Source organism: Cellulomonas sp. CW35, from assembly GCF_052378485.1.
Lineage (GTDB): Bacteria > Actinomycetota > Actinomycetes > Actinomycetales > Cellulomonadaceae > Cellulomonas > Cellulomonas uda.
Genome location: NZ_CP199000.1, coordinates 3,109,640 through 3,122,880 on the forward strand (window position 1 = coordinate 3,109,640; position 13,241 = coordinate 3,122,880).

General features: G+C 74.7%; 13 protein-coding genes. 5 read left to right on the top strand and 8 right to left on the bottom strand.

Annotation, left to right across the window (positions count from 1 at the left end):
• Positions 1-146 precede the first annotated feature (146 nt).
• A complete protein-coding gene (gene phoU / locus ACT17Q_RS14180; RefSeq protein WP_444663213.1) occupies positions 147-806 on the top strand; it encodes a phosphate signaling complex protein PhoU in 660 nt (219 codons plus the stop codon).
• 15 nt (positions 807-821) lie between these two features.
• On the opposite strand, the gene ACT17Q_RS14185 is transcribed toward phoU, so the two are convergent.
• From ACT17Q_RS14185 to ACT17Q_RS14205, 5 genes are all read right to left on the bottom strand, one after another.
• Positions 822-1,178 (bottom strand): hypothetical protein, encoded by a 357-nt coding sequence (locus ACT17Q_RS14185; RefSeq protein ID WP_268533102.1) that lies wholly within the window; start codon positions 1,176-1,178, stop codon positions 822-824.
• Between the two features lie 157 nt (positions 1,179-1,335).
• Positions 1,336-2,073, bottom strand: coding sequence for a phosphoglyceromutase (locus ACT17Q_RS14190; RefSeq protein ID WP_141321773.1), 738 nt, complete (start codon positions 2,071-2,073; stop codon positions 1,336-1,338).
• Positions 2,074-2,162: 89 nt separating this feature from the next.
• Positions 2,163-3,494, bottom strand: a complete 1,332-nt coding sequence (locus ACT17Q_RS14195; RefSeq protein ID WP_444665401.1) for a glycosyltransferase — start codon at positions 3,492-3,494, stop codon at positions 2,163-2,165.
• A 182-nt stretch (positions 3,495-3,676) separates the two neighbouring features.
• On the bottom strand, positions 3,677-4,852 hold the full coding sequence (locus tag ACT17Q_RS14200; RefSeq protein ID WP_444663216.1) for a lactonase family protein: 1,176 nt from the start codon (positions 4,850-4,852) through the stop codon (positions 3,677-3,679).
• Positions 4,853-4,889: 37 nt separating this feature from the next.
• Positions 4,890-6,113, bottom strand: coding sequence for an ROK family protein (locus tag ACT17Q_RS14205; RefSeq protein ID WP_444663218.1), 1,224 nt, complete (start codon positions 6,111-6,113; stop codon positions 4,890-4,892).
• 81 nt (positions 6,114-6,194) lie between these two features.
• On the opposite strand from ACT17Q_RS14205, the gene xylA reads away from it, so the two are divergent.
• Together xylA and xylB are read left to right on the top strand one after the other, a co-directional pair.
• Entirely contained in the window at positions 6,195-7,385 is a 1,191-nt protein-coding gene (xylA, locus tag ACT17Q_RS14210) for a xylose isomerase (protein ID WP_094181786.1), read from the top strand.
• Between the two features lie 29 nt (positions 7,386-7,414).
• Positions 7,415-8,845, top strand: coding sequence for a xylulokinase (gene xylB / locus ACT17Q_RS14215; RefSeq protein ID WP_094181785.1), 1,431 nt, complete (start codon positions 7,415-7,417; stop codon positions 8,843-8,845).
• A 67-nt stretch (positions 8,846-8,912) separates the two neighbouring features.
• Here the strand turns inward: xylB and ACT17Q_RS14220 are convergent, their stop codons facing one another.
• The 3 genes from ACT17Q_RS14220 to lysS form a co-directional block, all read right to left on the bottom strand.
• The gene (locus ACT17Q_RS14220; protein ID WP_094181784.1) at positions 8,913-9,245 is read right to left on the bottom strand and encodes a histone-like nucleoid-structuring protein Lsr2; all 333 of its coding nucleotides are present in this window, start codon (positions 9,243-9,245) and stop codon (positions 8,913-8,915) included.
• Between the two features lie 76 nt (positions 9,246-9,321).
• A complete protein-coding gene (locus ACT17Q_RS14225; RefSeq protein ID WP_094182451.1) occupies positions 9,322-9,516 on the bottom strand; it encodes a hypothetical protein in 195 nt (64 codons plus the stop codon).
• A 2-nt stretch (positions 9,517-9,518) separates the two neighbouring features.
• Complete coding sequence (gene lysS, locus ACT17Q_RS14230) at positions 9,519-11,054, bottom strand: lysine--tRNA ligase (RefSeq protein WP_444663220.1); 1,536 nt, start codon at positions 11,052-11,054, stop codon at positions 9,519-9,521.
• A gap of 146 nt (positions 11,055-11,200) precedes the next feature.
• Between lysS and ACT17Q_RS14235 the strand changes: the two genes are divergently transcribed.
• Together ACT17Q_RS14235 and ACT17Q_RS14240 are read left to right on the top strand one after the other, a co-directional pair.
• Complete coding sequence (locus ACT17Q_RS14235) at positions 11,201-11,770, top strand: sigma-70 family RNA polymerase sigma factor (protein WP_141321785.1); 570 nt, start codon at positions 11,201-11,203, stop codon at positions 11,768-11,770.
• Positions 11,767-13,152 (top strand): hypothetical protein, encoded by a 1,386-nt coding sequence (locus ACT17Q_RS14240; RefSeq protein WP_444663222.1) that lies wholly within the window; start codon positions 11,767-11,769, stop codon positions 13,150-13,152. Before ACT17Q_RS14235 ends, ACT17Q_RS14240 begins: the two co-directional genes overlap by 4 nt.
• The last annotated feature ends 89 nt before the right edge of the window (positions 13,153-13,241 follow it).

Here is a 13,241-nt window from a genome sequence, read left to right on the forward strand (position 1 = left end):
GCGCGTCGTGCCGGTCATGGCGGCGGTCCGGGCCGCCGATCCGCCGCCGCGCGTTCACCGCAGCGGCCCCGGGCGTTCACCTCGGTCTGTCACGGTGGGCGCCGACCGGACGGGCCTCGTCGTGCCCGCCGACGGGAAGGACTGACATGCGGGACATCTTCGACGCCGAGCTCACCCAGCTCGGTGAGGACCTCGTGGCCATGAGCCGCCGGGTCGAGCGCGCCGTCACCGACGCCGGTGTGGCGCTGCTGACCGCCGACCTCGCGCTCGCCGAGTCCGTCATCGCCGACGACCTCGGGATCGACGCGATGGAGCGCGACCTCGACGAGCGTTGCGTGCTCCTGCTCGCGCAGCAGCAGCCCGTCGCGACCGACCTGCGCATCGTCGTCTCCGCGCTGCGGATGAGCTCGTCGCTCGAGCGGATGGGCGACCTCGCGCGGCACGTCGCGCAGGTCGCGCGCGGCCGCTACCCCGGCCACGCGGTGCCCGAGCCGCTCACACCGACGTTCGCGCAGATGCACGACGCCGCGGTGCGCGTCGCGCGGCGCACGACGACGCTGCTCGAGAACCGCGACGTCGCGCTGGCCGGCAGCATCGAGGCCGACGACGACCTGCTCGACGGCCTGCACGAGGACACGTTCACCGCGCTGCTCGGCGGCGCGTGGACCGGTACGCCGCAGGAGACCGTCGACGTGACGCTGCTCGGCCGCTACTACGAGCGGTTCGGCGACCACGCCGTCTCGGTCGCGCGCCGCGTCACCTACCTGGTCACCGGCACGGTCGAGGACCTGCCCACCAGCGCCTGACCGGTGCCGACGCGGTCAGCCGCGCAGGGCGGCGGTCCACGCGACCGCGAGGACGCCGGCCGCCACGACGCCCACCAGGATCGCGGCACGGGCCCTGGTGGGCAGCCGTCGCGCCGTGAGCGCCAGGGTCCCGGCGCCGAGCACCGCGCCGAGCCCGACGCCGATCGCGACGACCGCGCTCAGCCCGCGCTCGGGCTCGCACCCCTCGGGCGGAGGGAAGACCGCCGGGCAGGTCGGCCCGGCACCGGCCGCGGTGAGGAAAGCGACCACCGCCACGACGGCGACCACCACGCTCGCGGCGACGAACGCGCCGCGCGTCCGGTGGGGCTCCGTGCGAGCGGGGGCCCGCTCCTGGGTCGTCGACGAGCTCATGGGCCGGCCTCTCCTCGGGGTGCACCTGCCCACCCTCTGTCCCCCGCTGCCCGGATCTTGCCGTCGCGCACCCTCGGCCGTGCGGTACCGGCCGCCGGCCGGGGCGGGGGACGGCGAAGGGCCGCCCCACTCGGGGACGGCCCTTCGGCGGATGGGGTCAGCGGCCCTGGTTGGCGACCGCGGCGATGGCGGCCGCGGCGGCGTTCGGGTCGAGGTACGTGCCGCCCTTGACGACCGGCTTGAAGTCGTCGTCGAGCTCGTACACCAGCGGGATGCCCGTGGGGATGTTGAGTCCGGAGATCGTGTCGTCGTCGATGTCGTCGAGGAACTTCACGAGCGCGCGGATCGAGTTGCCGTGCGCGGCGACCAGGACGGTCTTGCCGGCCTGCAGGTCCGGCACGATGCCCGACTCCCAGTACGGCATCTCGCGCTCGAGGACGTCCTTGAGGCACTCGGTCAGCACGACCGGCTCACCGGCGTAGCGCGGGTCCGTGTCCTGCGAGAACTCCGAGCCGGGCTCGATCGCGGGCGGCGGGACGTCGTACGAGCGGCGCCAGAGCATGAACTGCTCCTCGCCGAACTCCTCGAGCGTCTGCTTCTTGTCCTTGCCCTGCAGCGCGCCGTAGTGGCGCTCGTTGAGGCGCCACGAGCGCTTCACCGGGATCCAGTGCCGGTCCGCGGCGTCGAGCGCGAGGTTCGCGGTGGTGATGGCCCGGCGCAGGAGCGAGGTGTGCACGACGTCCGGGAGGATGCCGGCGTCCTTGAGGAGCGCACCGCCGCGCTTCGCCTCCTCGACGCCCTTCTCCGAGAGGGCCACGTCGACCCAGCCGGTGAAGAGGTTCTTCGCGTTCCACTCGCTCTCGCCGTGGCGGAGCAGCACCAGGGTGTACGTCATGTGCCCATCCTGCCTCAGCACGCCGCGGGGGTCGCAGGGACGTCCGTCCCCCGGGCACGCTCGGGGGCGCGGGTACGACGAGCGCGCGGTCAGCCCTGGGCGCGCGCGCCGCGGGCCTCGCGGGCGACCGCGTAGACCTTGAGCAGCTGGTCCGCGGCGCTCTCCCAGCCGAACCGCTCGGCGGACCGCCGGGCGGCGGTGCCGAACTCCGCGAGCCGGTCCCGGTCGGCGAGCGTGTCGGCGAGCACCCCGGCCCAGCGCCGCGGGTCGTGCCCGCGCACGAGCATCCCGGAGACGCCGTCGTCGACGATGCTGCGCAGCCCACCGACGGCCGCGGCGACGACCGGCACGCCCGCGGCCTGCGCCTCGGCCGCGACGAGGCCGAACGACTCGGAGCGCGACGGCATCGCGACCAGGTCGGCCGCGTGGTACCAACCCGCGAGCTCGTCCCGGGCGGCGGGCGGACGCACGACGAGCGAGTCGCCGACGCCCGTGATCTCCGCGAGCGCCTCGAGCTCGCGGACCGCGGTGGTCCGGCCCGACGGACCGCCGAGCACGACGAGCAGCGGCACCGGGCGGCCGGTCTCGCGCAGCCCCCCGAGCGCGCGGACCAGCACGTCGGGGGCCTTGAGCGGCTGCACGCGCCCGGCGAACAGCACGACGTCGCGGTCCGCGGGCAGTCCGAGCGCGGCCCGGGCGGCGGCACGCTCGGCGGGCGGGACGGGGGCGAAGCGCTCGAGGTCCACCCCGGGCTCGACGACGTGCACGCGCGCGGGGTCGGCGCCGTACAGCTCGACGAGCTCGGCGGCCTCGGCGGGCGTGGACGCGACGAGCGCGTCGGCGTCGGCGACCACCTGCTCCTCGCCGAGCACGCGCGCGGGCGGCTCGGGCTGGTCCCCGGGCGCGAGCGACGCGTTCTTGACCTTGGCCAGGGTGTGCGCGGTGTGCACGAGCGGCACCTCCCAGCGGTCGGCGGCGATCGCACCGACCTGCCCCGAGAGCCAGTAGTGCGAGTGCACGACGTCGTACCAGCCGGGCCGCCGCGCGGCCTCCCACCGCAGGACGCCCGCGGCCATGCCGCACAGCACGCCCGGCAGGTCGTTCTTGTCGAGCCGCTCGAACGGGCCCGCGGGCACGTGGTGCACGACCACGGGCGGGACGACCCCGGCGGGCACGTCGCACGCGGTGAGCACGTCGCGCACGCGCTCGGGCGAGTCCTCGATCGTCAGGGGCGTGCCGTCGGCCTCGACGCCGGGCAGGACGACGTTCTCGGGCAGGTCCGACGAGGTGGCGCGCGTGAAGATCTCGACGCGCGCGCCGCGGGCCGCGAGCGCGCGCGACAGCTCGAGCACGTAGACGTTCATGCCGCCCGCGTCGCCCGTGCCGGGCTGCTCCAGCGGCGAGGTGTGCACCGACAGCATCGCGATGCGCGGTGCGCGTTCCACGGATCCTCCTGCTGGTCGTCCGCTCCGGCGTGGGATGCCGGGCGGGGTGCCGGGCGGGCTGCTGGGCGGGGTTGCTGGGCCAGGGTGCGGGGACATTGTCGCCTCGGCGGCGGCCGCCCGCGCCGCACCGCGCGTCGCGTCCGCCTGCTGGGACGCGCTCAGGGGTGCGGCAGCACGCACGTGGGCGACGGCAGCGGCACGCGCGAGCGCACCGGGTCGGCGCCGGGGGCACCCGCGGGGTCCGCCTGGGCGGTCAGCAGCACGCGGTCGACCACGACGAGCTCGCCCGCACGCTCGAGGGCGACCACCACCCACCGCCCGACGACCGCGAAGTGCCGCGGCCAGGAGCCGCCGAGGTCCGCGGACCTCCCGGCGCCGAGCAGACCGTCGTCGCCGACGGCGTACGCGGTCAGCACGTCGGTGCCGCGCACCGCGACGAGCACCGTCCCGGAGTCGACGACGAGGTGCGACGGCTGACCGGGCGCCGGGCCGGCGGCGCCGCCGACGACCGCGGGGACCGACTGCACGAGCGTGCCGGTCGCGGTGTCCCGGTCCCACGCGAGCACGTGCACCGCGACGTCGAGCTCGCCCGCGACGTAGGCGAACCTGCCGTCGGACGAGAAGTCCAGGTGCCGCGGCCCGGTGCCGGGCGGGAGGGTCGCGGCCACGCCGTCGGGCGTCGCGGTGCGGCCGTCCCACAGGTACCGGCGCACCTCGTCGGTGCCGAGGTCGACGACGAGCACGTGCCGGCCGCCGGGCGCGAGCGCGACGAAGTGCGCGTGCGGTCCCTCCTGCCGGTCCTCGCGCGGCCCGTGGCCCGCGTGGCCGAGCACCGCGGGCTGGTCGGCGCGCAGCGCGCCGGTCTCGTCGAGCGCGAGGACGCCGAGCGTGCCCGAGCCGTAGTTGGCGACGAGCAGCGCGTGCTCGGTCGCGAGCAGGTGGCAGGGGTACGCGCCGCCCGAGGGGACGAACGCGTCGGGTGCGAGCGTGCCGTCGTGCGGCAGCAGGCCCGCGACCCGGCCCGCCTCGTCCTCGAGCACCGCGTACACGCGGGCGCGCACGTCGTCGGGCACAGAGGTCCCGTCGGGCACGGAGGTCCCGTCGGGCGCGAGGACGTCGTCAGGGGCCTTGGTCCCGTCGGGGGCCGGGACCTCGTCGGGCGCGGTGGGCGCGCGCAGCGCGAGGAACGACGGCGCGGGCAGCTCGGTGCGCAGGCGCGCGCCCGTCAGGGCGCCCGTCTCGTCGTCGAGGAGGACGGACCAGACGCCCTCGCCCTGTCCCACCGGCGTGCCGGCCCCGGCGACGGGGTAGGTCCCGATCCACAGCTCAGTCACCGGGCGAGTCTAGGCAGCGAGCGCCCGGACCCGCCGGTCAGGGCGTGAGCCAGGCCGTGGGGTCGGCGACCACGCGGTCGCGCACGGCGTGCGTGGCGCCCGCGACGGCGGCGTGGCTCCCGGCGCGCGCGACGTCGACGCTGGGCTCCGCCCAGGGCGCGGCGAGCACGTGCGCGCGCAGCGCGGCCAGCACGGGCTCGCGCACGTGGTCCGCGAGCCGCGCGTACGTCCCGCCGAGCACGACGTGGGGCACGTCGACCGTGTTGAGCACGTTGGCGAGCGCGACGCCGAGCGCCTCCCCGGCGCTGGCGACCGCCGCGAGCGCGGCCGGGTCGCCCGCGGCGAGGGCGGCGACGAGCGGCTCGACGCCCTCGTCGCGCGGCAGGCCCGCGGCGCGCAGCATCGCGTCCTGGCCCGCGACCTGCTCGAGCTGGCGGGAGCCCGCGACGAGCGTGTGCCCGAGCTCGCCGGCCCAGCCGTGCCGGCCGCCGAACACGCGCCCGTCGAGCACGATCGCGGCACCGATACCGACCTCGCCGGAGACCAGGACGAAGCTCGCGAGGCCCTCGGGCCGCCGCACGCGGGACTCGGCCAGCGCGGCGAGGTCGGCCTCGTTGGCGAGGGTCGGGCGGTGCTCGGCGAACGTGCGGGACGACTCGGCGAGGACACGCACGACGTCGACCTCGCGCCAGCCGAGGTTGGGGGCGAGCAGCAGCGTGCCCGTGCTGCGGCCGACGAGGCCGGGCAGCGCGACCGCGGTCCCGACGACGCGCGGGGGTGGCGGGCAGGGCTGGGGCGGCGGCTCGTCGTCGGGCGCCCGCCGCGCGCGCGCCTCGTCGAGCACCTCGTCGGCGACCGCGCCCAGGACGCGCAGGACCACGTCGGGGTCGGAGCCGCGGTGGTCGGCGTGCCGGACCCGCTCGGCGAGGACGTCCCCGGCGAGGTCGACCGCGCGCACCGCGAGGTAGTCGACGTTCACCTCGGCGCCGATGGCGACGAGCGTGCCGCCCGCGGGGACGAGCGGGACGGCGGGGCGCCCGGCACGCTGGGTGGGGACGGGGTCGAGCTCGGCGAGCAGGCCGCCCGCGACGAGCCGGTCGACGAGCGCGGAGACGGTCGCGCGCGTGAGTCCGGTGGCCGCGGCGACGTCGGCGCGGGACGGTGGGGTGGTGCCCGTCGCCGCCGCGCCGAGCACCTCGCGCAGCACGAGACCAAGGTTGAGCTCGCGCAGGGTGCCCTGCCGCGCCGCCGGACTCTTCACGGGCTTGACCCTAGCCGTTCTCGCGCATAAGTTCATCCATACAACAAATACCCACCCCGCTCGATGACGAGAGGTACCGAGATGGTGCGCAAGCCCACCCCCGCTGACAAGTTCTCCTTCGGTCTGTGGACCGTCGGCTGGAACGCCCAGGACCCGTTCGGCGCCGCCACGCGCCCGTGGCTCGACCCGGTCGAGTCCGTCCACAAGCTCGCCGAGCTCGGCGCGGCGCACGTGACGTTCCACGACGACGACGTGGTGCCGTTCGGCTCCTCGGACGCCGAGCGCGAGAAGATCCTCGACCGCTTCCGCGGCGCGCTCGCCGAGACCGGCATCACCGTCGAGATGGTCACGACGAACACGTTCACGCACCCCGTCTTCAAGGACGGCGCGTTCACCTCGAACGACCGCCGCGTGCGCCGCTACGCGCTGCGCAAGATCCTGCGCAACGTCGACCTGGCCGCGTCCCTCGACGCCGACACGTTCGTCATGTGGGGCGGCCGCGAGGGCGCCGAGTACGACTCCGCCAAGGACCTCTACGCCGCGCACCAGGCCTACGCCGACGGCATCGACACGGTCGCCGCGTACATCAAGGAGAAGGGCTACAAGCTGCGCATCGCGCTCGAGCCCAAGCCCAACGAGCCCCGTGGCGACATCCTGCTCCCGACGATCGGCCACGCGCTCGGCCTCATCGCCAAGCTCGAGAACGGCGACATCGTCGGCCTCAACCCGGAGACGGGCCACGAGCAGATGGCCGGCCTGAACTACACCACCGGCCTCGCGCAGGCGCTGTGGGCCGAGAAGCTGTTCCACATCGACCTCAACGGCCAGCGCGGCATCAAGTACGACCAGGACCTGGTCTTCGGCCACGGCGACCTGTTCTCCGCGTTCGCGACCGTCGACCTCATCGAGAACGGCTTCCCGGGCGGCGGCCCGAAGTACACCGGCCCGGTGCACTTCGACTACAAGCCCTCGCGCACCGAGGACTTCGACGGCGTGTGGGAGTCCGCGCGCGCCAACATGGCCACGTACCTCCTGCTCAAGGAGCGCGCCATCGCGTTCCGCGAGGACCCCGAGGTCAAGGAGGCCATCGAGGCCGCCGGTGTGCTCGAGCTCGCCAAGCCGACGCTGAACGAGGGTGAGACGCTCGCCGACTTCCTCGCGGACCGCTCCGCGTTCGAGGACTTCGACGTCGACGCCGTCGCCAAGCACGGGTTCGGCTTCGTCCGCCTCAACCAGCTCGCGCTCGAGCACGCGCTCGGCGCGCGCGGCTGACCCTCTCCACGGGACAGGACGGAACAGGCATGGCGCTCGTCGCCGGGGTCGACTCCTCGACCCAGTCCTGCAAGGTCGTGGTCCGGGACGCCGCGACCGGGGCGCTCGTGCGCTCCGGTCGCGCGTCCCACCCCGACGGCACCGAGGTCGCCCCCGCCGCGTGGTGGGACGCCCTGCAGATCGCGATCGCGGACGCGGGTGGCCTCGACGACGTCGACGCGATCAGCGTGGGCGGGCAGCAGCACGGCATGGTCACGCTCGACGAGACCGGCGAGGTGGTCCGGGACGCGCTGCTGTGGAACGACACGCGCTCCGCGCAGGCCGCGCTCGACCTGATCGCCGAGGGCGGCGGCCCGCAGGCGTGGGCGGACGCGACCGGCTCGGTGCTGGTCGCCTCGCTCACGGTCACCAAGCTGCGGTGGCTGCGTGACGCCGAGCCGCACAACGCGCAGCGGGTCGCGGCGGTCGCGCTGCCGCACGACTGGCTGACGTGGCGGCTCGCGGGCCACGGCCCGGGCTCGCCCGCGTTCGACGACCTCGTCACGGACCGCTCGGACGCGTCCGGCACGGGCTACTGGTCCCCCGCGACCGACGCCTACCGGCACGACCTGCTCGAGCTGGGCCTGGGCCACGACGCGGTGCTGCCGCGCGTGCTCGGCCCGCACGAGGCCGGTCCGCGCTCGGTCGTCGGCGCGCGTCGCCCGGTCCTCGGACCGGGTGCGGGCGACAACGCGGCTGCGGCGCTCGCGCTCGGGCTGCGCCCGGGTGACGTGGCCGTGTCGATCGGCACGTCGGGCGTCGTGTCCGCCGTGACCGGCTCGGCCGCCGCGGACGGCTCCGGCCTCGTCAACGGCTTCGCCGACGCGAGCGGGCACTTCCTGCCGCTCGCGTGCACCCTGAACGCGTCGCGGGTGCTCGACGCGACCGCCCGGATGCTCGGCGTCGACCACGCCGGCCTGTCCGAGCTCGCGCTGCAGGCCCCCGCGGGTGCGGACGGCCTCGTGCTCGTCCCCTACCTCGAGGGCGAGCGCACGCCGAACAAGCCCGACGCCACCGGTGCCCTGCACGGGCTGCGGCTCGCCAACACCACGCCCGCGCACCTCGCGCGTGCCGCGGTGGAGGGGATGCTGTGCGCGCTCGCGGACGGCATCGACGCGCTGCGGGCGACGGGCGTCGCGGTCGAGCGGCTGTTCCTCATCGGCGGCGGCGCGAAGTCCGAGGCCGTGCGGCGCATCGCGCCGAGCGTGCTCGGGCTCGACGTGCTGGTCCCCACCCCCGGCGAGTACGTGGCCGACGGTGCGGCCCGGCAGGCGGCGTGGGTGCTCTCGGGCGCCGACGAGCCGCCCGCGTGGAGCGCGGCCGGCACGGCCGAGGTGTACTCCGCGGCGTCCGCGCCGCGGGTGCGCGAGCAGTACGCGGCGGTGCGCGACCTCACCGCCACCCGACCCGTGGACGCCTGAGCGGCCACGAACGACGAAGGCCCGGTCCCGTGGCTGCGGGACCGGGCCTTCGTGCTGCGCGCTGCGGTCAGTGCGCCTTGTCGTACGCCTCGCGCACGTCGGCGCTGATGCGACCGCGCTCCGAGACCTCGAGACCCTGGGACTTGGCCCACTCGCGGATCGCCTGGGCGTCGTTCGAGCCGCGACGACGCGCCGCGGGCCGGGCCGCGCCGCTCGTCGAGCGCCCGCCGACCTTGCGCGCGTGGCCGACCCACGTCGCGAACGAGTCCCGGAGCTGGCTCGCACGCTCCGCGGTGAGGTCGATCTCGTAGGTCACGCCGTCGAGCGCGAACGTGACCGTCTCGTCGGCGGCCGCGCCGTCGACGTCGTCGATGAGCAGGACCTGAACCTTCTGAGCCATCCGGTGTTCTCCTGGAGGATGTGGCGCGAATATGCGGGGTGACGCACGTCAGCATCACACCGGATGCATTTGTCGGTCAAACGCTCGGGCGGTTCTCCTGAGAATTCTTCGTGATCGCTGCTTCCGCCGCGTCCTGCTCGGCGTCCATCCGCGCGAGCGCCTGGCGCTCGGTGCGGTCGGCGTTCACGATCGCGCGCATCGCGAACCAGAACAACAGACCGACACCGACCGACGGAATGACCGCCGTCAGCACACCACCGATGCCGTCCATGATCACGCCTGCGGCTTCGTGAGCGGGAACAGGATCGTGTCGCGGATTCCCTGACCGGTCATCGCGATGAGCAGGCGGTCGATGCCCATTCCCATTCCGCCGGACGGAGGCATGGCGAACTCCATCGCGGTGAGGAAGTCCTCGTCGATGCGCATGGCCTCCTCGTCGCCGCGCGCCGCGAGCAGCGCCTGCGCCTCGAACCGCTGCCGCTGGACCACCGGGTCGACGAGCTCGGAGTACGCGGTCGCGAGCTCGAGGCCGCGCACGTACAGGTCCCACTTCTCGACGAGGCCGGGCTTGCTGCGGTGGTCACGCGTGAGCGGGGACGTCTCGACCGGGAAGTCCCGCACGAACGTGGGCGCGTACAGGTGCGCACCCACGTGGTGCTCCCACAGCTCCTCGACGAGCTTGCCGTGGTTGCGCTGTGCGGGCGCGAGGTCGATCTCGGCCTTCTCCAGCAGCGCCAGCAGCGTCTCGTCGTCGGTGTCGTGGGTGATCTCGACGCCGACCGCCTCCGACAGCGACTCGTACATCGTCAGGTGCGTCCAGTCGCCCCCGAGCTCGTACTCCGTGCCGTCCGCGAGCGTCATCGTCGTCGTGCCGAGCGCCTCGAGCGCGGCGGTCTGCACGAGGTCCTGCGTCAGCGCCGCCATCGTGTCGTAGTCGCCGTAGGCCTCGTACGCCTCGAGCATCGCGAACTCCGGCGAGTGCGTCGCGTCGACGCCCTCGTTACGGAAGTTGCGGTTGATCTCGAACACCTTCTCGACGCCGCCGACCGCCGCGCGCTTGAGGAAGAGCTCGGGTGCGATCCGCAGGAACAGCTCGATGTCGAACGCATTCATGTGCGTCTCGAACTGACGCGCCGCAGCGCCCTCCGGACGCGTCTGGAGCATCGGGGTCTCGACCTCGAGGAATCCGCGCCGCGCGAAGTTGTCGCGCAACGAACGCACCACCGCGGCACGGGTGCGCACCATGTCGCGCGCCTTGGGGTTGACGATCAGGTCGACGTAGCGCTGACGCACGCGCGCCTCGTCGGACAGCTCGGCACCCTCGTACAGGTTCGGCAGCGGACGAATGGCCTTCGCGGCCATCTGCCAGGAATCCGCGAACACCGACAGCTCACCGCGCTTGGACATGATCACGCGACCGTGCACGAACAGGTGGTCACCGAGGTCCACGTCGGCCTTGAACGCCGCGAGCCGCTCCTCGCCCACCTCGGCGAGCGAGAGCATCGCCTGCAGGCGCGTGCCCGCGCCGTCCTGCAGCGTGACGAAGCAGAGCTTGCCCGTGTTGCGCAGGAACACCACGCGCCCCGCGACGCCGACCTCGTCGTGCGTCTCCTGGCCCGCCTCGAGGTCCGGGTACGCCGCGCGGACCTGCTCGATCGTGTGCGTGCGCGGCACCGACACGGGGTACGCCGCGGTGCCCTCCGCGAGCAGCCGCTCACGCTTCTCCCGCCGGATACGGATCTGCTCGGGCGTGTCGTCGGGGACGACCGCGGGCGCGTCGGCAGCGGGCGAGGACGGGGACTCGGTCACCGGACCATGGTAATCGGGCCACCGGACGCCTCCGTCCCGCGGTCCGTGCGCCGTGCACCGTGCACCGTGCGGGAAGATCGCCCCAACGCGAGCGACCAGCACGAGCGTTATGGCTACGACATCCCGACGACCTCAGGGGAGACGCCGTGGCGAGACCATGGGAACAGCTGCTCGACCAGGTGGCGCGTGAGCGCTGGCCACGCCTGGTCGCCCACGCCGCGCTCGTCGCCGGCTCGACGAGCGAGGCGCCGGACCTCGTGCAGGAGGCGCTGATCGCGACCTTCCGCGGCCGCGCCCGGTTCACGACCGTCGAGCAGGCCGAGGCGTACGTGCGCCGCGCGATCGCGTCCCGCGCGGTCGACGAGGCCCGCCGACGCCGCCGCGAGCGCCTCGTCGCGCTGCGCGCCGCCGCGCAGCCCGCACCGCCGGACACCGTCGAACCACCCGGCCCGGGACGCGACGTCGTGCGCGCGCTCGCCCTGCTGGCCCCGCGCGAGCGGGCCTGCGTGGTGCTGCGGCAGATGGAGGACCTGTCCGTCGCCGAGACCGCGTCCGTGCTCAACCTCAGCGAGGGCGCCGTCAAGCGGTACACCGCCGACGGCCTGGCGAAGCTCGCCGAGACCCTCGGCACCCACCCGCACACCGCGACGGACGACGAGCGCGTCCCCGTCCGCCCCTCCCCCACCCCGCGCATCGCCCCCGGAGGCGCACGATGAACCTCGACCAGATGCTGAACGGCGCCCGCGACGAGATCGCGCAGGCGACCGCCCCGATCGACGACCGCACCCTGAGGCGCGTGCGCGGCACCGTCCGCCGCGCGCGCATCCAGCGGCACACGTTCGAGTCCGTGGGCGCCGCCGCGTGCGCGGGCGTGCTCGGCCTCGGCGCCTGGACGCTGACCTCGTCGGACTCCAGCACGCCCGTCGACCCCGCCACGGGCAGCACGACCACCGGCCCCACCGGCACGCCGAGCCCGACGGCCGAGCCGACCGCCGAGCCCACGACGGCCGCCGACGACGGCCCCGCGGTCCGCGCCGACGAGATCGACGACGCGACCGTGCTGGCCCGGCTGTCCGCGCCCCGCACGGGCGAGCGCTGGTTCGACGAGGCGATGGACGCGTCCGACGCGCTCGACGCGCTGTTCACCCCGGACGAGATCGCGAACGGCCCCGAGTACCGGCTCACGCTCGTCGGGGACCGCGAGGCCTCGGCGATCTACGCGCTGTCGTTCCCCGCCGCGCAGACCGACGACTCCGTGCTGTGGGCGCCGCGCGTCGAGCTGTACGAGATCGACGAGGACGGCCCCCGCGCGATCGTCTGCCCGAGCGCGCGCACGACCGACGCGTGCGCGTCGGAGTTCTCCTCCTCCAAGGCCGCCGAGGACCGCGACACGTTCTACGACACGCTCACGCTCCCCGCGAGCCTCGCGCTCGGCGACGGCTGGGCGTTGTCCACGGACGTCACGCGGGCCGAGGCGGACCGCGTCGGCGGGGTGGCGGTGCCCGCCGCGGACTCGCCCGAGCACCTCGAGGTGGTCGCGGCGTTCGGGCCGCTGACGGTGGCGCGCCGCGACGTGGTCAGCGACGTCGACGGGCTGCGGTCCTCGTCGTACGTCGTCACCACCCCGTTCGGCTCGATGATCCCGGTCGCGGACGCCGACGTGCCGGGCCTGGACTACCTCGACATCACGTGGGACGACGGCGTGGACCGCAGCACGCGGGTCGCCGACGGCGACTGGGCGAACTACGCGCAGGCACCCGCCGTGGGCACGTGCTCGACCGCGCAGTTCTCCGTCGAGAGCTCGCACGACGCGACCGCGTGGCGCACCGCCGGCCGCACCGCCGACGGGCGCGACGTCGTCGTCCCCGTGGCGGGCAACCCGCTGGCGGCCGCGGTGCACGACTGGCAGCTGAGCCACTCGGGCACGATCGACGAGAAGACGGGCGAGACCGTGACGGGTCTCGACGCCGGCTACCGGTTCGCCACCGCCGAGGAGTTCCTCGCCGCGCAGTCGCTGTACGGCGTGCAGGGCCCGGGCGGCGAGTGGCACCTGCACCTGCGCCCCGAGGCGACGAACGTCGTCTGGGAGTGCGCCTGACCCTCGGGCACCGGCCTCCTCGGCCGGGGCGGTGCAGACCGCTCGACCCGCCGGTGGCACCGTGGATCGCGGTGCCACCGGCGGTTCTC